A 19856-nucleotide genomic window follows, 5' to 3' on the forward strand; every position below is an offset into this window, starting at 1 on the left:
GACCCCAAGGCCGCCGAGGCCGACGCGCTGGCCCGCCACGCCGTCGGGCGCCTGGGCAAGCCGGCCGACATCGCCGCGCTGGCCGTCTGGCTCGCTTCCGACGAGGCGGCCTTCGTCACCGGTCAAATGATGATCGCCGACGGCGGATTGACGGCAGCCTCGCCGATCAACCCAGCACTGTTCTAGCGGGCTTCGAGCCGCTTCGGCTTCCGGAAAACAACCCTCGCCGTTTGGGAGAAGTTGGCGAGGCGCAGCTGATCCGGGCGAGGGCGCGTTGGTTTCTCGAAGCCTGCCGCGTCTGGGGCGGCTCTTGTCGTTGCCGGGCTTGACCCGGCAATCCAGGAACGGTCAGAAAAGCTGGATGCCCGGGTCAATCCCGGACATGACAACCTGCAAGGGGGATAGAGGCATGGCGAAGGATCCTGTGGCGCCGGATCAGGTCGAGCGGGTGGCGGTTCTCGGCGCGGGCACCATCGGCGCCAGTTGGACCGCGCTGTTCCTGGCCCACGGGATGGCGGTCGATGTCTTCGACGTGGCGCCCGATGCCGAGGCTAAGGTGCGGGGCTACGTCGAGAACGCCTGGCCCGCGCTGGAGCGCCTCGGCCTCGCGGCGAACGCCGACCCGGGCCGCTTGCGGTTCCACCGCGACGCCAAGGCCGCGGTCGGCGAGGCCCAGTTCGTTCAGGAGAACGTGCCCGAACGCCTCGAGATCAAGCACGAGACCTACCGCGCGATCGAGCCGGCGCTGGCGCCCGGCGCATTGGTCTCGACCAGCGCCTCGGGTCTGATGATCAAGGACATCGGCGCCGTCCTCGAGCAACCGGAACGCCTCTTCCTGGCCCACCCCTTCAACCCGCCCCACCTGATCCCCCTGGTCGAGCTGCTCGGCACGGAGGCGGCCGTGGCCTGGGGCGAGGGCTTCTATGCCCGCTGCAACAAGACCACGATCCGGCTGCACAAGGAGGTGCCGGGTCACGTCGCGAACCGCCTCCAGGCCGCTCTCTGGCGCGAAGCGATCAACCTGGTGGTCGATGGTGTCGCCAGTGTCGAAGACGTCGACAAGGCCATCGTGCACGGGCCCGGTCTGCGCTGGGCGATCATGGGGCCGCATATGCTATTCAGCTTGGCCAGCAGCGGCGAGGGCATCGAGGTCTTCTGCGACCGCTTCGGGCCCGGCATTCAGACCTGGTGGGAGGATCTCGGGTCGCCCGATCTCGGGCCAGCGGTGCGTCAGGCGCTCGCCGACGGCGTGGCCGCCGAGGAGGCTGGACGCAGCTTCGAGGACCTCGCGGCGGAACGCGACGTCAAGCTGGTTGAGCTGATCCGCACGCTAGCCGAGATCGATGCGGCGCGAGGTTGAGACCGGATCGCAAAGTCGAGGCGCCACACGCAAGTCAGGACAAGTAGGGCTCGTAGGCGCCACCGAACCTTGTCATTGCCGGACTTGATCCGGCAATCCAGGGTTGGCTGAACACCAAACCTGGAAGCCCGGATCAAGGCCGGGCATGACAAAAAGGGGCGTTAGGACCGAAATCGCCATCATCTCAGCGAAGAAGAACCAGGACATCACCATGGCTAAGAAACCCAACATCCTGCTGATCATGGTCGATCAGCTGGCGCCGCAGTTCCTGCCGGGCTACGGCCACCCGGTGGTCAGGGCGCCCAACCTGACGCGGCTCTGCGACCAGGGCGTGGTGTTCGACGCCGCCTACTGCAACGCGCCGCTCTGCGCCCCGGCGCGCTACGTCATGATGACCGGCCGCCTGCCGTCCAGGATCGGCGCCTGGGACAACGCCGCGGCGCTCTCCTCCGAGGTGCCGACCTTCGCGCACTACCTGGCGGCGCTCGGCTACCGCACCTGCCTCACCGGCAAGATGCACTTCTGCGGCCCCGACCAGCTGCACGGCTTCGAGGAGCGGCTGACCACCGACATCTACCCGGCCGATTTCACCTGGACGCCCGACTGGGACCGGCCCGGCGCCAAGCTCGACTGGTTCCACACCATGGCGGTGGTGCGCGAGGCCGGGACCTGCCTGCGGTCGAGCTACCTGGACTACGACGACGAGGTCGCCTTCACGGCGCGGCGCTACCTCTACGACCTCGCGCGCGGCGGGGACGAGCGGCCCTTCTGCCTGGTCGCCTCCTTCATCCATCCGCACGACCCCTACATCAACCGGCCGGAGTTCTTCGATCTCTATCGCGACGAGGAGATCGACCTGCCGAAAGTGCCGCGCGAAGCGGCACCGGACGATCCCCACTCGGCGCGCCTGCGCGCCGCCATGGCGATGGACGATCCGCCGCCAAGCGAGGCCGAGGTGCGCCGGGCGCGCCGCGCCTACTACGCCTCGATCGACTACCTCGACGAGAAGATCGGTGAGTTGCTTGGCACTCTCGAGGAGGCCGGGCTCGCCGAGGACACGGTCGTGGTCTTGACCGGCGACCACGGCGACATGCTTGGCGAGCGCGGGCTCTGGTTCAAGATGTCATGGTTCGAGCACAGCGCGCGCGTGCCCCTGGTGATGCGCTGGCCACGGCAGTTCAAGGCGGCGCGGCGGCCAGAAGCCGTCTCGCTCGCCGACATCCTGCCGACTCTGGTCGATCTCGGGTCCGACGGCGCGGGTACGGACTACGCAACGCCCCTGGAGGGCCGCTCCCTGCTGCCGCACCTCTCCGGGAGCGACGGCCACGACGAAGCCGTCGGCGAATACTTCGGCGAGGGCTGTGACACCCCGCTCTTCATGATCCGCCGTGGCGCCCGGAAGTACGTCACCGCCGAGGGCGACCCGCCGCAGCTCTACGACCTCGCGGCCGACCCCGCGGAGCTGACCAACCTGGCGGCCGACCCGGCGCAGGGGACCGACGCGGCGGCCTTCGCCGAAGAGGCGGCATCGCGCTGGGACGCGGCGCTTCTAAAGGAGCAGGTCCTGGAGAGCCAGCGCCGTCGACGCTTCCTCGCCGGCGTCATGAAGGACCACGCGCCCGCCTGGGACTACCAGCCCTTCCGCGACGCGGCCAAGGACTACATCCGCAACACCCTGCCGATCTCCGAGATCGAGCGGCGGTCCCGCTTTCCGAGGGTGGGATAGGACCATCAGGCCTCGTACCGCGTGGCGCCGCGCCGGTTCGCGTCGATTGGGGCGATCAGCGTGACTCCCTCTTGGGCGCGCTGGTCGCAGTGGCTGCGCGGGCAGATGCGGCAGTTGATCCCGATTTCGGTCGCGTGAGCGGCCGGCAAGCGCAGATCGCTCGCGTAGCCGATCGCCTCCGCGTGCTCGAGCGCACAGCCGATCGCGACGGCGAGACGATTGCCTTGGTTGTGGCGCGTGAAGCTGGGGCGGTCGACCGTGCGTGCGCAAACGAGATACTGGCTCGCGTCGGGCATCTCGACGAGTTGCGGAACGATCCGCCCGGGCATACGGAAGCAGCGGTGGACCTCGAGCCTGGGGCAAGCGCCGCCGTACTCGGCCAGCGTGAAGTCGGTAGAGTTGAACCGCTTGGTGACATTGCCCGCGTGGTCGATGCGCAGGAAGAACAGGGGGACACCTGCTGCTCCCGGGCGGCGCAAGGTGATCGCCCGGTGACAGGCCTGTTCGAAGCTGACGCCAAACCTCGTCGCGAGGTGATCGAAGTCGTACTTGGACGACATGGCTTCAGCGAGGAAGCTGTCATAGGGCATCAAGGCAGCCGCCGCGAAGTAGTTTGCCAACTCGACCCGGCAACGGGCCTTTCCCTGCTCGTGGTCGATGCCCGACTGCGCGACAAGGTCATCCAGCAGCGCGCTGAACTGCACAAGACAGCGCACATGGAGAATCTGGAATACGCGGTTGGGGTAATCCAGGGCCTCGGACAGGTGGATCACGCGTCGCGGGGAATCATAGCGCCGCAGCGTGTTCGGCAGTTCCGCAACGGGACGCAGCTGCACGTCAATCCCGAAATCCTCGCGCAGCCGCTCCTTCGCCCAGGAGTAGACTTCATCCGGCGGCGGCGGGTCGGCGGCGAAGATCGATTGAGCGCCCGACTCGAGCGCTTCGAAGTAATTGTCGTGCTTTCGGAAGAATGCGTGGACCAGGGCTTCGGGCGACGTCGAGACAAGTTGCGTGGGCGAGTCGCCGGCAGCTCCGCTCAATAGGCGTTCAGTGAGAGCCTGATAGGCGGCGTGAAGGGTCAGAAAGCTCGCGGCCAGCTCCGGGCAGTGAACCAACGAAGACCGCAACTGCATCAGATCTGGGCGTGCTTGGTCGAACAGGGGATCGAGCAGGGCCGCCCGCATGTCCGACAGCTTGTGGACGTGATCGTCTTCCGAGATCTCGCGCCAGTCGACGCCATAGGCCTCAAACAGCTTCAATAGCACGGCGGCCGAGACGCTTCGTTCGTTCTTTTCCAGGAGATTGACGTAGGACGTGCTTATTCCCAAAGCCTTGGCCATCTCGCTTTGGGTTTGCTTCCGTTCCTGTCGAAGGCGGCGCAGGTGAGGCCCAATAAACGTCTTCACGGGAGCTTGCTGCCTCTTTGGATTTCACAAATTTACGATAAGTATAAATGTAAATATTGCGTTTTACAAGTCGACCCGGATCAGCTTTGTGCCCGACGATCGGCATGATAGACCGTTGGAGATGGTTAATGCGGTGAAGCGAGTCGGCCGCAGCGTAGCCGGGAGTAAAGGGCACAACCGGCATGACCGTCGAAACAACCTGACCGGACTGAAAAGCAAGCTTCTGTGAGGGACGTCAAAATGGCCAAATACAACACCCAGTTCAGCCTCAGCATCAAGGACATGGACTTGATCGAGATGGCCCTGCGCTCAGCCCAGTCTGCCGGAAAGGCGGGTGATGCGCAGAGCATACAAAATCTCTTGGGCCGACTTCACAATCAGAAGATCTTCTTTCGGCCGCGCGAAGGCACTTACATCAGCGGGTAACGAATAACCTAGACCGGAATTTCTGCCGAGCTGCGTTCGACCTCGCACGTGTTCTTGCCGGTCTAGCCGGACTGCAGCAGGTCGGGCGCGGCGGCGACGGTCGGCTTCTCTGCCGTGTTGCCTCCCTTATCCACCCGCACGATCCCTCTATCAATCGGCCGGCGTACTTCGGTCGCTATCGCGACGACTAGATCGATCCGCCTGAAGTCTGGTTGGAAGCCGCCCAGCACTTGAGCGCCGCGGTCCGCGAGACTACGCCACGCCGCTGGAGGGTCGCTCCCTCCTGCGCCGCGCGCCTCTCTGACCTCCGGAACATTCACAAGCCGCCATCCGGGAAGCGGCCCCACCCTGCGACCTTCCGCTGCTTCCGATGCAAGTTCCTGGCCCGGCGGCAACTTGATGCCTACCCTGGGCTGAACAAATCATGCGGCTTGGACAGGGGGGAAATTGATGCTTGAGGTGATTTCAGAACCCGGAAGATCTTTCCTCGTCTTCAAAGTGTCGGGCCTTGTTCGGTCAAGCCACATTGTGGAGCGCATGACTGAAGTGAACAGCTTGATCGCGGAGACTCGTCCGAGAGGCTTGTTGTGCGACTGGACGGAACTGGAGGGGTGGGACGAAGAGTCCGAGTCCCTTCGCTTCTTCGCCCGCCTTGAAGTGCGCGACAAGTTCGAGCGCATAGCCGTCCTCGCCGCCAAAGCCTGGCACGCCGAGGTCTCTAGGTTGCAGGAAATTATGGATGTCCCGATCCGCCGCTTTTCGCCATCAGATCGAGACACGGCAATGGCTTGGCTGGAAACCGACTCCCCATAGCTGACCGGTTCGGCTTCGCGAATGCCGCCCCGGGATCTCGACCCCCAACGGGGATCCGGATCAGAACCCCTCGAGCACCATCTTGCCGCGGGCCTTGCCGCTGGCGAGCGTCAGGTGGGCGCGCCTCAGGTTCTCCGCAGAGATCGTGCCCAGCGTCTCGGTCGCGGTCGACCGGATCCTCCCGGCGTCGAGCAACTCGGCAACCTGGTTGAGGATCTCGCCCTGCCGGGCCATGTCGGCGGTCTGGAACAGCGGCCGGGTGAACATCAGCTCCCAGTGGGTTGAGATCGCTTTGATCTTGAAGGGCATGATGTCCATGGTCTCGGGATCGTCGATCAGGCCGAAGCGGCCCTGGGGCGCGATCAGCTCGACGATCTGGTCGACGTACTCTTGCGTGTGGGTGGTGGAGAACACAAAGCCGGGCGCGCCGATGCCGAGCGCCTCGATCTGCTCCGGCAGCGGCTTGGCGTGGTCGATGGCGTAGTGCGCGCCCAGTTCGCGCACCCAGGCCTGGGTTTCCGGCCGCGATGCCGTCGCGATCACGGTCAGGTCGGTCAGTGCGCGAAGCAGCTGGATGGTGATCGAGCCGACGCCGCCCGAACCGCCGATGATCAGGACGGCGGGCGCCGCGCCCGGCACGGGATCGGTGACGCGCAGGCGATCGAACAGCATCTCGTAGGCGGTCAAAGCCGTCAGCGGCAGAGCCGCGGCCTCGGTGTTCGACGCCGTCCCCGGCTTCTTGCCGACGATGCGCTCGTCGACCAAGTGGTACTCGGCGTTCGTACCCGGCCGGTCGATCGCGCCGGCGTACCAGACCAGGTCGCCCGGCTTGAACGACGTGACCGCGTCGCCGACCTGGACGACCTCGCCGACCGCGTCCCAGCCCAGAACGTTGGGCAGTTCGCCTTCGGGCGGGCGCCGGTTGCGGATTTTGTAGTCGACCGGGTTGACCGAGATCGCCTGAATCCGGACCAGCAGGTCGCGCCCGCTCGGAACGGGCCGCTCCATCTCGAAATCGACCAGGGCGTCCTCGCGGTCAAGGGCCCCCTGCATGGTGTAGCCAATGGCTTTCATGATTCTTCTCCACGGTTTGCGCCGTTCAGGCGAGCGCATCCTTGCCCTCAATGAGGACGTGGTCGCTGTCGCAGGTAGTCTTCAGCCCGGTCTTCGCGGATGGCCGTGACAGCCAGGACCGAGTAACAGGTCATCTGCTCGACGCGTCCGGTTTTTGACATTCGGGCGATGCGCAGGCATAGGTCGAGTGGCGCCCAGCGCGCAAGTACGCACAATTTGGGCTTATAGGGGTCGAATGGATACCATAAAGGGAACCGGCGTCACGACCGCCCGCTTCGAGCGCTACGATTGCAGCGGGGGCTGCCCGGTCGAGGCGGCGTTGGAGCAGATTGCCGGCAAGTGGAAGGGGCTGATCATCTTCCATCTGCTGAACGAGACGCTGCGTTTCAACGAGCTGTCCCGCCGGGTCGGCTCGGTCACGCAGCGCAGCCTGACCAAGCAGCTGCGCGAGCTGGAGGCCGACGGCATCGTGCGGCGGGAAGTCTTCGCCGTGGTCCCCCCCAAGGTGGAATACAGCCTGACCGACAAGGGCCGGCAGCTCCGCGATGCGATAGAAGCCCTGCGCCTCTGGGGCTCCTTGCACCCAAAGTGAGCGTGCGGCAGGCGGGGATTCTCCAGGGCGTGTCTGTCGATGGGCGTAGCGACGGCTTCCGGCTTCGGCGCCGACCCTTCATGTCGAGCGCCCGGGAGGCCCGGCCGCCGGCCGCTCAGGCGTAGCCGGCCTCGATCAAGCCGCGGAAATAGTCGATCGTCGGATCGAGACCGTCGTCCAGTGAAGTCGTCGGTGCCCAGTTCAGGATCTCGCGCGCGAGGGCGATGTCGGGCTGGCGCTGGCGCGGGTCGTCCTGGGGCAATTCACTGAACTGCAGGGTGGATTTGGAGCCGGTTTTCCGAATCACCGCTTCGGCCAGATCCAGCATCGTGAACTCCACCGGATTGCCGAGGTTGACCGGCCCGGTGACGTCGTCTGGCGTCTCCATCAGCGCCATCAAGCCGACGATCATGTCGTCGACATAGCAGAACGACCGGGTCTGCAGGCCGTCGCCGAAGATCGTGATCGCCTCGGCCCTGAGCGCCTGGAGAACGAAGTTCGACACCACGCGGCCGTCCGCCGGGTGCATGCCGGGCCCGTAGGTGTTGAAGATCCGCGCGACCTTTATCTCGAGCCCGTGCTGACGGCGATAGTCGAAGAAAAGCGCCTCGGCGCAGCGCTTGCCTTCGTCGTAGCACGAACGGGGCCCGATAGGATTCACGTTGCCCCAGTAGTCTTCGGCCTGGGGATGCACCGAGGGGTCGCCATAAACCTCCGAGGTCGAGGCCTGGAGGATACGGGCGCGGGTCCGCTTGGCCAGGCCCAGCATGTTGATCGCGCCATGCACGCTCGTCTTGGTCGTCTGGACCGGGTCGTGCTGGTAGTGGATCGGGCTCGCCGGGCAGGCGAGATTGTAGATCTGGTCGACCTCCACGTAGAGCGGGAAGGTCACGTCGTGGCGTAGGATCTCGAAGTTCGGTTCCGCTTCGAGACCGGCGATGGTCGTGCGGCGGCCGGTATAGAAATTGTCGACGCAGAGCACCTCGTGACCCGCGTCGACCAGCCGCCGGCAGAGATGCGAGCCGAGGAACCCGGCGCCTCCAGTCACGAGAACGCGGCAGCTGTTCGGATTGCCGTAGAGTTTCATCCCACGCTCAACCACGGCGTCTAAGGAACTGGCACGTCATCGTTTGTACCGCGGCGCGCGGATAGGGCCACGGAAGCCGCAACACAATCCTCGATTCGCTGACGGCTGTCTCTTCCACGTCCTAGCCCGTCTGTGCCTGCAGCCGCGCCAGCGGCTTCTCGTTGATCGGCAGGTGGACCGCGGCCGCGAGCAGCCCGAGGGCGATGCCGGCCCACCAGACCGGGTCGTAGGACCCCAGCGTGTCGTAGAGCCGGCCGCCGAGCCAGACGCCCAGGAAGCTGCCGATCTGGTGGCTGAAGAAGACGATCCCGAAGAGGGTCGCCATGTAGCGCAGGCCGAAGACCTGGGCCACGATGCCCGTGGTCAGTGGCACGGTGGAGAGCCAGAGGATGCCCATGACGGCGGCGAAGAGGTAGATCGTTGTCTCGGTCTTGGGTGCGAGGAGCAGGGCCGTGATCGCCACGGCGCGGGCGAAGTAGATCGCGCTGAGGCCGCACTTCTTGCTCCAGCGCTGGCCGGCCGCGCCGGCCAGGAAGGCGCCGGCGATATTGAACAGGCCGACCAGGGCGATGGAGTAGGCGCCGACCTGGGGGCTGAGGCCGAGATCGACGACATAGGCCGGGAAGTGCACCGTGATGAAGGCGACGTGGAAGCCGCAGACGAAGAAGCCGATGGTTAGAAGGATGTAGCCCCGGTGGTTCATGGCCTCGCGCACCGCGCCACCGACCGATTGTTCACTCGGCGCTTCGCCCTTGGCCCCGGGGTCGCTCGGCAGGATGAAGGCCAGAGGCAGGATGGCGAGAGAGCAGGCGGCCAGGATGACCATGGCCTGCTCCCAACCGTAGGCGGCAATGAAGCCTTGGCCGAGCGGCGAGAAGACCACCTGCCCGAAGGAGCCGGCCGCGGTCCCGAGGCCGAGGGCGAGCGACCGCCGCTCCGGGCCGACCACCTTTGCCATGGCCGCGAGCGCGAGAGAGAAGGCAGTGAAGGCGACGCCGATCCCGGTCAGGAGCCCGCCGAAGAGGTGCAGGCCCCAGCCGGACTCGACGCTGGCCATGCCCCAGACCCCGAAGGCATAGACCAGTGAGCCTCCGGCGATCACCTTGGACGGGCCGTAGCGGTCGGCAAGCGCGCCGGCGAAGGGCAGACCGAGGCCCCAGAGTAGGTTCTGCAAGGCCATGGCGAGCGCGAAGGTCTCGCGGTCCCAGCCCCGTGTCACGGTCATGGGCTCGAGGAACAGGCCGAAGACCGACCGTACGCCGAATCCAATCGTCGCGATCAGGCAGCCGGCGAGGATGACGACGAGGGGCGTGCGCCAGCCGGCGCGGGTGACGGTCTCTGCGCTGGTCATGACTCCGCTCCCCGAGATCGCGCTTCGCTGGGGGCCGGTGACCACGACGGCCTCTCAACATCCCGCGCCCAGCCGGTCACACTAGTAGAGCGATCCGGGACGGTCAAAGCCGGCGGCCCGCCGCCTGCCCGCCTCACGGCACGAATGCGCAGTCGACCGATCCGAGGCTCTCGTAGCGACCCTCGACCCGGACCGGCGCGTCGATCCAGAGGGTCTTGGCCACCGACCCCAGCGTTATGACCTGGCCGCTTTCCAGGCCGTCTGCCGCCGGCGGATGGTCGGCCAGCCAGCGTAGCGCGTTCAGCGGATGGCCCAGGATATCCCGCCCGTGGCCGGCGCCGGCGGCGGTCCCGTCGAGCAGGATTTCGCAGGTTTCCCCGGCCAGGTCGCCGGGCCGCCCGGCCGCCGGGCCGAGTACGCAGCCGGCGGAAAAGAAATCGTCGGCGACCAGGGTCGTCATTCCGATGGTCGGCCAATCCTCGTAGCGGTCCTCGACCAGCTCGATCGAGGGATGGAAGCTGGCGACCGCCGCCTCGATCTCCGCGGCCTCGTAGGGTCTCGACCGGGCCGGCAGGTCTCGGCCGAGCCGCACCGCGATCTCCAGTTCGACGCCGATCCTGCGGAACCGGGACAGAGAGAGGACGGCGCCGCTCTCGACCAGCGTCGAGCGGTAGAGGCCGCCCGCGCAGGGGTGCGCGATGCCGAGATAGTCCTGCATGACCGCCGTGGTGCAGCCGATCTTGAAGCCGACGCAGGGGCCGGGGGCGCGGTGAGCGAGCAGCCGGCGCAGGGCGGCCTGGATCTCGTAGGAGTCTTCGAGACCGGCGGGCCGGCAGCGTGGCGGCAAGGCAGCCAGCACACCTCCCTGACAGCGCAGCGCGGCCAGGCGTTCGGCGGCGGTTGCGATGTCGCTAGGCTCCATGGTCGTTCTCGCGAGGTCGCTGGAAGCCTTCATCGTACAACAAAAAAAGGACCTCGCGAGAGGTCCTCAGGTGGTAGCCCTGTTGGGGAGACAGGGCGGGGGCATACCGATTAACAAAAGCCGCGTTCGTCAGAATCGAGAAGAAGGTTGGTTAGCCGCATTTCCCGCAGACAAGATTTCTCGAGGTCGATTGCACATTCGTGACGCGGCGGTGAAGCTTTGATGGAGAGTCGGCTTCCGCATTCCGAATTCGCGATCGATCATTTTTCCGCCGCCTGTCGGATAGCGGGGCACCCTTCTTCATTTGCTTTGCGGAAAAGGGAGTAGTCTTTGACACTATTCCCGGCCGAGCGCTGCTGATCTAGGCTGGGCCTCCCCAAGAGGGAAGAGGAGGGTCCGGGCAATCATGGCATCGGAAGCAAGCGCGGCCGACCGGGAATTCATGCGCCTCGCGCTGGAAGAAGCGCAGACGGGTTTCAACGAGGGCGGCGTGCCGGTCGGCGCGGTCCTGGTCGAAGAGGGGGTGCTTGTCGCTCGGGGCCGCAACCGCCGGGTCCAGGCCGAGGATCCCATCGCCCACGGCGAGATGGATTGCCTGCGGCGCGCGGGGCGCCGTCCCGGCTATGGCAAGGCGACGCTCTACACCACTCTCAGCCCCTGCATGATGTGCAGCGGCACAATCGTCCAGTTCGGCATTCCGCGCGTCGTGGTCGGCGAGGCGCGCAACTTCCCGGGCAACCTCGACTTTCTGACCGAGCGGGGCGTCGAGGTCGTGCTTCTGGACGATCCTGCCTGCGTCGCCCTGATGAAGCGCTTCATCGAGGAGCGGCCGGCCCTCTGGAACGAGGACATCGCGGTCGAGGAAGAGTAGCCGGACGGGCCCGAAGTTCAGCACGATGAAGGTGCCAAACTTCTGGCCTCGGATCTTATCGGGGAAACTTGGCCCGCTTAAGCCCCTCTATCAGGTGCTTACGGTCTTCCGCGCGCTTGAACGGGTTGGTCTGCTCGAAGTGGCGTAGCGTGCCGGTTTCGCGCAGCTTTCGGAAGGCCTTGCGCTTGTCTTCGGCTAGCTTCTGAAGCCGCTTCTTCTCCGCCTGATCCTGGGCGATATGGGCCTTCTGCGCATAGATCGCGGCCATGATGACCAGGACCTCGGCGGGACACTTGCCTTCGCCGGGCTGCTCGCAGATCTGCTCGAGCTCGCGAATCGCAAGGTCGTAGTAGACCGGGTCGGTCCGCGCCTTGAAGTAGTAGGCCCAGCCAAGCGTCCAGCGGTACCAATCCGGCACTCTAAGTGCGCGCATTATCAGCTCAACCGCCTTGTCCGGGTCGCCGGCATAGACCCTTTCGTCGGCGTTCTCGACCAGCAGATCCCGGTTGCTGACGTTCAGGCGCCGCGCCGTCTCGAAGTTGCTCTGCGCCTCCGCCGCTTCCTTGCGGTGCAGTCTGACGTAGCCCCGGGCCCAGAAGGTGTCGTAGTCGCCCGGATCGAGCTCGACCGCCTTCTCCGCCAGCTGCAGGGCCTTGTCCAGGATTTGAGCGGGTTTCAGGCTGTGGTCTGGTTTCGGCAGTTTCCAGCCGTCGACGACGCTGATCGCGTAGCTGTATCCCAGCCAGCCGTGGCTGCGGGCGAAGCTGGCGTCCAGCCTGATCGCCTGCTTGAAATGCCGGATGGCGGTGTTGAACTCTTTCTGGTTGTTGATCGGAAACTGCTTCGCACCCTCGCGCCAGTGCTCGTAGGCGTTGTCCGGGCTTGCGTTGGCCATGGCTTTCCCCCTCAAGTCTTCTTGACGTGGTGACCTAAAAAAAAGTCACGGAGCGCTACGGAATTGTGCGCTTGGAACTAATCCGCAACCAAGCGAATCGCGTGTCTTGATCATCTCACAGCCGAATTGCCTTGGCCATGTCGTTGTGATGCCAACAATCTGGTCTGGCCGATTTCGGCCCTATCAGCGCTCCGGCAGGCCCGCCTCGCGCAGCGCATCGAGCCAGCGTCGCTCGTCCTCCTTGTTGCGGTAAGGCAGGGTTTGCCGCTCCTTTTCGACCGTCCAATCGGCGCGGCGCTCCAGGAAGGCTTTCATCGCTTCAGCCGCTTGCTCGTCGTTGCCCAGCAGAACGTGGTTGGCGGCCAGTATCAGCCGCACCTCGTTGTTGGGCCTCAGAATTTTCTGGAGCTCTGCGTTCGACTCCTCGTGCCGCCTGAGGTGATGAAGCACCCAGCCGCGAGTCCAGCAATACCATTCGGGATAGCGCGGATTGATCACCATGGCGTGGTCGATCTGCTCGAGCGCCTCGCGGTGATGGCCGAGGTAGCCCAGGGACTCCGCCATCTCGGCCCTGAGGTCGGCGTCGTTCTCGTTCAGCTCCAGGGCCTTGTGATACGACATCAAGGCGCGATCCAGCTCGCCGGACGCGGAATAGGCATAGGCCAGGGCCCAGTGGGTGTCGTAGTCCTCGGGCTCGAGCGCGACCGCTTTCTGCGTGCATTCCTTGGCCACGGTCAGAGCCTCCGGGCCTTCCCAGCCTTCGACATAGCCGATCACATGGGTGTAGCCCAACCAGCCCCACGCGCGGCCGTAGTAGGGGTCGAGGCTGGTCGCCTTCTCGAACCAATTGCGGCACTCGATCACCGCGGCTTGGCGTTCGTTGAGAAAAGGCAGGTTCGTCGCCAGTTGGTGGGTGCCGCGGAGAAAGGCGACATAGGCGTTGATATCCTGGGTCCCACTGCGCACCAGGCGCTCCCGCTCCATGGCGGTCACCTTGGGCGCCAGCTCCGCAACGGTATGCGCGATGATCTCGTCTTGTATGGCGAAGAGATCCGAGAAGTCCTTGTTGAAGCGCCGCGACCAGAGATGATGACCCTGTTGGGCATCGACCAGGACGGTGTTGACGCGCAGGCGCTTGTTGGCGCGCTGGACGCTGCCTTCGAGTATGTACTTGGCGCCCAACTCCTGCCCGATGTCCTGGACCCTCATATGCTTGCCCTTGTAGGCGAAGGCCGAGTTGGCGGCGATCACCAGGAGGTTGCGGAACTTGGAAAGGTCCGTTGTGATGTAGACCGTCAGGCCGTCGCAGAAGTGCTCCTGCTCCTCGTCGCCGCTCAGGTTCTCGAAAGGCAGCACCGCGATCACCGGCTTGCCCACGGCCGATTCGGTCGAGACCGGTTCTTTCGAGCCTGGGATCTTTAGCGCTTTGTACACCCGCACCGGGCTGTCGGTCTCTTCCAGCTGGTGCTCGCCCAGGTCCTGGAAGTGCAGCTCGAGCCGCCGTCTGACTTGCCGATAGACCTCGGCCGAGACGCAGATCCCGCCGGGTTCGGCCAGGCTCTCGAGGCGAACCGCGATGTCGACACCCTCGCCCTTGATTCTGTCGCCCTCGACGATGATCTCGCCGAGGTTGACGCCGATGCGAAACAGCATCCGGCGGTTCGCCGGCACGTCCGCGTTACGATCGGCCATCGCCGACTGGATATCCCAGGCGCAGGTGACTGCGGCCACGACACTGGGAAACTCGACGATGGCGCCGTCGCCCTGCAGGCGCACGATCCGGCCCTGAAACTCGGTGACCTTGGGGTCGACCAGCTCGACCCGATGACGCTTGAAGGCGGCGAGGGTGCCTTCCTCGTCTGCGCGTACTAGGCGGGCAAATTCCGGGATGTCTGCCGCCACGATCGCGGCCAATCGACGCTGCATCGAACTCCGCCCCCGCCGAGCGCGCACCGTGACACGCTGCGCTTTGTCTTAGGATTGCCATCGTAGGTCTAAAGGCCGGGGCCAAAAAGTCAAAAGGGCCGGCTCGTTAAATCCATTGTTTGTCGAATAGTTTCGACTATCTGAGCTGGAACGCGTCGCTTCCTTGGTCGGGCGAAAGCCTGGTCGTAAATAATACCAAAGGTAGTGTTCGGTTCGCGGGGGCGGTTATCCTTTGTTATCAAAGGGGCTGGCAAGCTCCCGTCAAATGGAGTACACGCGGGCGCCGCTCTGGCGTGACCGGGATGCGACCCTCAAGAAACCGGCGGTTCCGAGAGTTCTAGCATGCTTGATGAAAAGGAAAGTCAGGACGGGGGCACGGCTGCCTCGCCTGTGAGCAAGGCCGCGGCCGGCAAGGGCGGCGGCGTCGCCAACCCTATCGATGCCGGTCGCCTGACCCATCTGCGGCGGCTCGAGGCCGAGAGCATACATATCATCCGCGAAGTCGCGGCGGAGTTCGCCAAACCGGTCATGCTCTACTCGATCGGCAAGGACTCGGCGGTGATGCTGCACCTGGCCTTGAAAGCCTTCTATCCGGGAAAGCTTCCCTTTCCCCTGCTGCACGTCGATACCACCTGGAAGTTCCGCGAGATGATCGCGTTCCGCGACCGGCTGGCCGAGGAACAGGGCCTCGAGCTGATCGTGCACATCAATCATGAGGGCGTGGCGCAGGGCGTAGGGCCCTTCACCCACGGTTCCCAGCTGCACACCGATGTCATGAAGACCCAGGCGCTGAAGCAGGCGCTGGAACAGCACAGCTTCGATGCGGCCTTCGGCGGGGCGCGGCGCGACGAAGAGAAGTCGCGCGCCAAGGAACGGGTCTTCTCGTTCCGTACCCAGGATCATCGCTGGGACCCGAAGAGGCAGCGGCCGGAGCTGTGGAACCTCTACAACGGGCGGATCAACAGGGGCGAGAGCATCCGCGTCTTCCCCCTGTCGAACTGGACCGAGCTAGACGTGTGGCAGTACATCCACCTCGAGAACATCCCCATCGTGCCGCTTTATTTCGCCAAGGAGCGCCCGGTGGTCGAACGCGACGGCGTCCAGATCATGGTCGATGACGAGCGCATCCCCCTCAAGGAGGGCGAGAAGCCGCAGATGAAGTGGGTCCGCTTCCGGACTCTGGGGTGCTACCCCTTGACCGGGGCCGTGGAGTCCCGCGCGACCACCTTAACGGAAGTGATCCAGGAGATGCTCCTGACCAAGACCTCCGAGCGCCAGGGACGGGTGATCGACCACGACCAGGCCGGCTCGATGGAGAAGAAGAAGCAGGAGGGTTACTTCTGATGGCCCACGCCTCGGCGCTGATCGAGAGTGATATCGACGCTTATCTACAATCCCAGGAAGCGAAGAGCCTGCTGCGCTTCATCACCTGCGGCAGCGTCGACGACGGCAAGTCGACGCTGATCGGTCGGCTGCTCTACGACACCAAACTGATCTTTGAAGACCAGCTGGAGGCGCTGGGCAGCGACAGCAAGAAGTTCGGCACCCAGGGTGAATCGATCGACTTGGCGCTTCTGGTCGATGGCCTGCAGGCCGAGCGCGAGCAGGGCATCACGATCGACGTCGCCTACCGCTTCTTTTCGACCGACAAGCGCAAGTTCATCGTCGCCGACACGCCAGGCCACGAGCAGTACACGCGCAACATGGCGACCGGCGCCTCGACCGCCGACCTGGCCGTCATTCTGGTCGATGCGCGCAAGGGTGTTCTGACCCAGACCCGGCGCCACAGCTACATCGTCAATCTGCTTGGGATCAGGCAGGTGATCCTGGCAGTCAACAAGATGGACCTGGTGAACTACGACCAGGAACGCTTCGAGGAGATCGCGACGGACTACCGGACCTTCGCCGGCGAGATCGGGCTGGGCGATATCCGTGCCATACCGATATCGGCCCTGACTGGTGACAACGTCTTCTCCGCCAGCAAGACGATGTCCTGGTACCAGGGGCCGTCGCTGCTGCAATCGCTCGAGACCGCTCCGGTCGCCGCGGACCGCGTGGACAGCCCTTTCCGGCTCCCCGTTCAATGGGTCAACCGGCCGAATTCGGAGTTCCGCGGCTACAGCGGCACCGTCGCTTCGGGGCGTATCAAGCCCGGCGATACCGTGGTGGTCTGCCCGGCCGAGCGGTCGAGTACGGTCACCCGCATCGTGACCGCCGAAGGCGATCTCGAGGAAGCCCGCGCCGGACAGGCCGTGACGCTGGTCTTGGCCGACGACATCGACGTCAGCCGGGGCGATGTCATCGCCGAGAGTGCGCGGCCGGCCCAGCACACCGATCAGTTCGCGGCGCATCTGCTCTGGATGCACGACGACCCCATGCTGCCAGAGCGCCAGTACCTCATGAAGGCGGGCACCTGCGGTGCGACCGCCGCCGTGACCGACCTGCGTTACAAGATCAACGTCAATACCCTGGAACATGTTGCGGCCAAGACCCTCGAGCTGAACGAGGTGGCCTACTGCAACTTCAGCCTAGACCGGTCGATCGCCTTCGATCCCTATGCCGAGAACCGGGATACGGGAAGTTTCATTCTGATCGACCGCTTCACCAACGCCACGGTGGGCGCGGGCATGATCGACTTCGGCCTGCGCCGGGCGACCAACCTGACCTGGCACGAGATGGCCGTGGACAAGACCACCCGCGCCCGGCAGAAGACCCAGAAGCCTTGCGTGCTCTGGTTCACCGGCCTCTCGGGATCGGGAAAGTCGACCGCCGCCAACCGGGTCGAACAGAAGCTCCTGGCCATGGGCCGCCACACCTATCTGCTGGACGGCGACAACGTGCGCCACGGCCTGAACCGGGACCTGGGCTTCACCGACCACGACAGGGTTGAGAACATCCGCAGGGTCGGCGAAGTCGCCAGGCTCTTCGTCGACGCCGGCACCGTCGTTCTGGTGTCCTTCATCTCGCCGTTCCGCAGCGAGCGGCGCATGGCCCGCGAGCTGGTTGAGGCGGACGAGTTCATCGAGGTCTTCATGGACACGCCCCTGGATGTCTGCGAATCGCGCGATCCCAAGGGCCTCTACAAGCGGGCCCGGGCGGGAAAGATCAAGAATTTCACCGGCGTGGACTCCGATTATGAGCCGCCGGAGCAGGCGGAGATCGTGCTGAAAAGCGCCGATCACGATGTCGAAGCGCTGGCCGACCAGGTGATCACGTACCTGAAGAAGGGCGGTTACGTCTGAGCCGCACCCGGGCTGATCAGGCTGGGGCAGAAGCCTGCCACGGTCTGCGGCTCAATAGCCGCCGGGCGCGTTGCCGGTGCGGTCGGCCTGTATAAGCTCGGCCGGGGCGCCGGGAATGAAGGTCTTTTCCACGAAGCGGTAGACCTCTTCCTGGAGGGTGCCGGCTCCGAGGAAGGTCATCGACATGAAGGCCATCTTGTGATCGTAGAGATAGGCGATTCGCTCCGGCTGGCCCATGGCCTGCCTGAGCTGCTCGCGGCCGGGGCGCGGCATGCAGGTGTCGTGCTCCGCTTCGATGATCAGGATCCGCCGCGGGTCGATTCGCGTGCGGTAGCGGCCCGGTTCGATCGGCGCGAGCGGCCCTTCGATCCTCTCGCGGTATTCCTCGACGCTCCAGCCGAAGCGTTCCATGGCCGCGGTGCGCAGATCTTCCAGCATGCTGTCGCAGGCCGAGAACACGCCGGGCAGGTCAGCGCCGCCCATGACCAGGATCCCGGCGCCGAGGCGCGGTTCGTGCGCCAGGGTCAGGCTCGCGGCGACCGCGCTGACCGAGAACCCGACCAGGCCGATGCGGTCCTGGTCGATGCCCGGTTGCCGTCGCGCCCAGTCGACGATCCGGCGGATGTCGTTCACGGTATTGATCATCCGGACGACGTTGCGATCCATCCGGTCGAAGAACTCTGCCTCGCTGACGGCGGCTGCGTTGCCCTCCCAATCGAACAGGAAGTTCTCGCCGTGCACCTGAAGGATCTCGACCTCGCCACCGCTTCTGTCCATTACGTGCGAGGCCAGGGTGTTCGAGGGAAAGGTGTACTTGCCCCAGATCGGCAGAATGATGATCAGGGGCTTCTCGCCGGTTGACGTGCTCCTGTAGTATCGCGCGGTCACCAGGTTTCCTTCCTGGCCGTTCCCGCCGGTCGCGGGCCACGCCAAGGCTCTGACCTCATAGCCTTCGGTCTCGCCCTCCGCCTCGACGGTAGGCGCGGCGAAGCTGGCCTTGTAGTCGTAGCGGCTGGGGCCGAGCGCTGCGGGCACCAGCCGCGGCGTTTCGACTCCGGCGACATAGGGCGTGTGCACCCGCGCTGAACAGCCGGACAGCCAGAGCGCCGCGACCGTGACGGCAAAGGCGGCCTTGCAAAGCGAAGCTCGGTTCATCGCGTCCGACGGGTCCCGCGGCGTGAAAGGGAGCCCCGAACTTACGGACCCGTGCTTGCGTCTTTCTTAATTCGGAAAGTAATTCTTGCGATGGGACCGTGTGAAAAATTTTTATCTACAATCCAATACAAGTGTTCGAGTAGAAACAGATCTACTATCCATCTCTTCTATGAAAACGTGTGTGGTGCAGAGAAAAGAGCCGTGATTTTACTTCAGGCGCCCCGGCTTGGCCGTCAAAGCGTGCTTTTCTCGAGCCGATGCGCGGATCCCGCATAGCTTTCGATCGCCGCGACAACTTCATCGAGGCTGCGTCTGGCGCCATGCTGAAGATACGCCATGGCGCGCAGCGATGCCTCGTGCGCCGCCTCGCTGGATCCGGCGACACAGTCTTCGACCACCCGGCAGAAGTAGTCGTGCTGATGGCCATCGACGAAGGTGTAGTGGACGCAGACATCGGTCAAACCGCCGACCATGATCAGCGTCTGGGCGCCCAGGCCCTTGAGCAGGATCTCCAGGTCGGTGCCGAAGAAACAGGAATAGCGGCGCTTGCGAATGGTGTAGTCCTCGGCGCCGACACCCAGGCGCGCTGCGTACTCCGTACCGGCGTTTCCTTCCAGGCAATGAACGTCCTCGACCCCATCAAGCTCACGGCCGAAATCGACGAGGTCCCTGCGGTGCGCCTCCTGAACGAAGATCACCGGGACCCCGCAGGCACGGGCCTTCTCGATCATGGCGAGGGCACGGTTCATGCGCTCGGCATAGCCCGGCATATGAGGGATCGCGGCATCTTCGCTGGAATGGAAGCTGCCTTCCTGGATATCGATCACCAGGAGGGCCGGCCGGCCCTCGATCAACGCGCGCTTTGGTTCTTCGGTCATGGCCCTCGAACTCCTCCATCACCGCCGGAAACCAGTCTAGGTCCGGGCGAAAGGCTTCCACAAGCTGTTGAAAGCTTGCAGCTTGGGCCTATCCTGGCGCCCTCGCCGTAGCGCGCCCCATTCAGAGGCCGT

18 protein-coding genes are annotated in these 19856 nt (G+C 64.8%); 9 read left to right on the forward strand and 9 right to left on the reverse strand.

Features of this window, described 5'->3' with window-relative positions; genetic code table 11:
• The 3 genes from QNJ67_20785 to betC form a co-directional block, all read left to right on the forward strand.
• On the forward strand, nt 1–186 hold a 186-nt coding region (locus tag QNJ67_20785), incomplete at its 5' end, for an SDR family oxidoreductase (protein ID MDJ0611423.1).
• Nucleotides 187–409: 223 nt separating this feature from the next.
• Nucleotides 410–1360, forward strand: coding sequence for a 3-hydroxyacyl-CoA dehydrogenase NAD-binding domain-containing protein (locus QNJ67_20790; protein ID MDJ0611424.1), 951 nt, complete (start codon nt 410–412; stop codon nt 1358–1360).
• 211 nt (nt 1361–1571) lie between these two features.
• Nucleotides 1572–3086 (forward strand): choline-sulfatase, encoded by a 1515-nt coding sequence (gene betC, locus QNJ67_20795; protein ID MDJ0611425.1) that lies wholly within the window; start codon nt 1572–1574, stop codon nt 3084–3086.
• Nucleotides 3087–3091: 5 nt separating this feature from the next.
• Here betC and QNJ67_20800 read toward each other — a convergent pair whose 3' ends face one another.
• Nucleotides 3092–4492, reverse strand: coding sequence for a short-chain fatty acyl-CoA regulator family protein (locus QNJ67_20800; GenBank protein MDJ0611426.1), 1401 nt, complete (start codon nt 4490–4492; stop codon nt 3092–3094).
• A gap of 240 nt (nt 4493–4732) precedes the next feature.
• On the opposite strand from QNJ67_20800, the gene QNJ67_20805 reads away from it, so the two are divergent.
• Together QNJ67_20805 and QNJ67_20810 are read left to right on the forward strand one after the other, a co-directional pair.
• Nucleotides 4733–4918, forward strand: coding sequence for a hypothetical protein (locus QNJ67_20805; GenBank protein MDJ0611427.1), 186 nt, complete (start codon nt 4733–4735; stop codon nt 4916–4918).
• 450 nt (nt 4919–5368) lie between these two features.
• The gene (locus tag QNJ67_20810) at nt 5369–5731 is read left to right on the forward strand and encodes an STAS/SEC14 domain-containing protein (GenBank protein ID MDJ0611428.1); all 363 of its coding nucleotides are present in this window, start codon (nt 5369–5371) and stop codon (nt 5729–5731) included.
• A 60-nt stretch (nt 5732–5791) separates the two neighbouring features.
• Here the strand turns inward: QNJ67_20810 and QNJ67_20815 are convergent, their stop codons facing one another.
• A complete protein-coding gene (locus QNJ67_20815) occupies nt 5792–6805 on the reverse strand; it encodes a zinc-binding alcohol dehydrogenase family protein (GenBank protein MDJ0611429.1) in 1014 nt (337 codons plus the stop codon).
• A 235-nt stretch (nt 6806–7040) separates the two neighbouring features.
• On the opposite strand from QNJ67_20815, the gene QNJ67_20820 reads away from it, so the two are divergent.
• Nucleotides 7041–7397 (forward strand): helix-turn-helix domain-containing protein, encoded by a 357-nt coding sequence (locus QNJ67_20820; protein ID MDJ0611430.1) that lies wholly within the window; start codon nt 7041–7043, stop codon nt 7395–7397.
• Between the two features lie 115 nt (nt 7398–7512).
• Here the strand turns inward: QNJ67_20820 and QNJ67_20825 are convergent, their stop codons facing one another.
• The 3 genes from QNJ67_20825 to QNJ67_20835 form a co-directional block, all read right to left on the reverse strand.
• The gene (locus QNJ67_20825) at nt 7513–8484 is read right to left on the reverse strand and encodes an SDR family oxidoreductase (GenBank protein ID MDJ0611431.1); all 972 of its coding nucleotides are present in this window, start codon (nt 8482–8484) and stop codon (nt 7513–7515) included.
• Nucleotides 8485–8605: 121 nt separating this feature from the next.
• The gene (locus QNJ67_20830; protein ID MDJ0611432.1) at nt 8606–9835 is read right to left on the reverse strand and encodes an MFS transporter; all 1230 of its coding nucleotides are present in this window, start codon (nt 9833–9835) and stop codon (nt 8606–8608) included.
• Nucleotides 9836–9968: 133 nt separating this feature from the next.
• Nucleotides 9969–10757 carry a fumarylacetoacetate hydrolase family protein gene (locus QNJ67_20835; GenBank protein ID MDJ0611433.1) on the reverse strand — a complete coding sequence of 263 codons (789 nt, stop codon included), beginning with the start codon at nt 10755–10757 and terminating at the stop codon, nt 9969–9971.
• 406 nt (nt 10758–11163) lie between these two features.
• Between QNJ67_20835 and QNJ67_20840 the strand changes: the two genes are divergently transcribed.
• The gene (locus tag QNJ67_20840) at nt 11164–11628 is read left to right on the forward strand and encodes a nucleoside deaminase (GenBank protein MDJ0611434.1); all 465 of its coding nucleotides are present in this window, start codon (nt 11164–11166) and stop codon (nt 11626–11628) included.
• A gap of 55 nt (nt 11629–11683) precedes the next feature.
• Here the strand turns inward: QNJ67_20840 and QNJ67_20845 are convergent, their stop codons facing one another.
• Both QNJ67_20845 and QNJ67_20850 read right to left on the reverse strand, forming a co-directional pair.
• On the reverse strand, nt 11684–12523 hold the full coding sequence (locus QNJ67_20845; GenBank protein ID MDJ0611435.1) for a hypothetical protein: 840 nt from the start codon (nt 12521–12523) through the stop codon (nt 11684–11686).
• Nucleotides 12524–12706: 183 nt separating this feature from the next.
• Complete coding sequence (locus QNJ67_20850) at nt 12707–14449, reverse strand: adenylate/guanylate cyclase domain-containing protein (GenBank protein ID MDJ0611436.1); 1743 nt, start codon at nt 14447–14449, stop codon at nt 12707–12709.
• Between the two features lie 342 nt (nt 14450–14791).
• On the opposite strand from QNJ67_20850, the gene cysD reads away from it, so the two are divergent.
• Entirely contained in the window at nt 14792–15793 is a 1002-nt protein-coding gene (cysD, locus tag QNJ67_20855; GenBank protein MDJ0611437.1) for a sulfate adenylyltransferase subunit CysD, read from the forward strand.
• Nucleotides 15793–17691: a sulfate adenylyltransferase subunit CysN gene (cysN, locus tag QNJ67_20860; GenBank protein ID MDJ0611438.1), complete on the forward strand. Its 1899-nt coding sequence runs from the start codon at nt 15793–15795 to the stop codon at nt 17689–17691. Before cysD ends, cysN begins: the two co-directional genes overlap by 1 nt.
• Before the next feature lie 51 nt (nt 17692–17742).
• Here the strand turns inward: cysN and QNJ67_20865 are convergent, their stop codons facing one another.
• Entirely contained in the window at nt 17743–18846 is a 1104-nt protein-coding gene (locus QNJ67_20865; GenBank protein MDJ0611439.1) for a hypothetical protein, read from the reverse strand.
• Between the two features lie 233 nt (nt 18847–19079).
• Complete coding sequence (locus tag QNJ67_20870; GenBank protein MDJ0611440.1) at nt 19080–19724, reverse strand: isochorismatase family cysteine hydrolase; 645 nt, start codon at nt 19722–19724, stop codon at nt 19080–19082.
• Nucleotides 19725–19856 lie beyond the last annotated feature (132 nt).

This window comes from Kiloniellales bacterium, from assembly GCA_030064845.1.
Taxonomy (GTDB): Bacteria; Pseudomonadota; Alphaproteobacteria; order Kiloniellales; family JAKSDN01; genus JASJEC01.

Excerpts from the sequence above, each read along its gene's own strand:
- QNJ67_20820 (MDJ0611430.1), top strand. The coding sequence starts at position 7,041 with ATGGATACCATAAAGGGAACCGGCGTCACGACCGCCCGCTTCGAGCGC.
- QNJ67_20830 (MDJ0611432.1), bottom strand. The coding sequence starts at position 9,835 with ATGACCAGCGCAGAGACCGTCACCCGCGCCGGCTGGCGCACGCCCCTC.
- QNJ67_20790 (MDJ0611424.1), top strand. The coding sequence starts at position 410 with ATGGCGAAGGATCCTGTGGCGCCGGATCAGGTCGAGCGGGTGGCGGTT.
- QNJ67_20825 (MDJ0611431.1), bottom strand. The coding sequence starts at position 8,484 with ATGAAACTCTACGGCAATCCGAACAGCTGCCGCGTTCTCGTGACTGGA.
- QNJ67_20815 (MDJ0611429.1), bottom strand. The coding sequence starts at position 6,805 with ATGAAAGCCATTGGCTACACCATGCAGGGGGCCCTTGACCGCGAGGAC.
- QNJ67_20850 (MDJ0611436.1), bottom strand. The coding sequence starts at position 14,449 with ATGCAGCGTCGATTGGCCGCGATCGTGGCGGCAGACATCCCGGAATTT.
- QNJ67_20805 (MDJ0611427.1), top strand. The coding sequence starts at position 4,733 with ATGGCCAAATACAACACCCAGTTCAGCCTCAGCATCAAGGACATGGAC.
- QNJ67_20810 (MDJ0611428.1), top strand. The coding sequence starts at position 5,369 with ATGCTTGAGGTGATTTCAGAACCCGGAAGATCTTTCCTCGTCTTCAAA.
- cysD (MDJ0611437.1), top strand. The coding sequence starts at position 14,792 with ATGCTTGATGAAAAGGAAAGTCAGGACGGGGGCACGGCTGCCTCGCCT.
- betC (MDJ0611425.1), top strand. The coding sequence starts at position 1,572 with ATGGCTAAGAAACCCAACATCCTGCTGATCATGGTCGATCAGCTGGCG.
- QNJ67_20840 (MDJ0611434.1), top strand. The coding sequence starts at position 11,164 with ATGGCATCGGAAGCAAGCGCGGCCGACCGGGAATTCATGCGCCTCGCG.
- cysN (MDJ0611438.1), top strand. The coding sequence starts at position 15,793 with ATGGCCCACGCCTCGGCGCTGATCGAGAGTGATATCGACGCTTATCTA.
- QNJ67_20865 (MDJ0611439.1), bottom strand. The coding sequence starts at position 18,846 with ATGAACCGAGCTTCGCTTTGCAAGGCCGCCTTTGCCGTCACGGTCGCG.
- QNJ67_20835 (MDJ0611433.1), bottom strand. The coding sequence starts at position 10,757 with ATGGAGCCTAGCGACATCGCAACCGCCGCCGAACGCCTGGCCGCGCTG.
- QNJ67_20845 (MDJ0611435.1), bottom strand. The coding sequence starts at position 12,523 with ATGGCCAACGCAAGCCCGGACAACGCCTACGAGCACTGGCGCGAGGGT.
- QNJ67_20870 (MDJ0611440.1), bottom strand. The coding sequence starts at position 19,724 with ATGACCGAAGAACCAAAGCGCGCGTTGATCGAGGGCCGGCCGGCCCTC.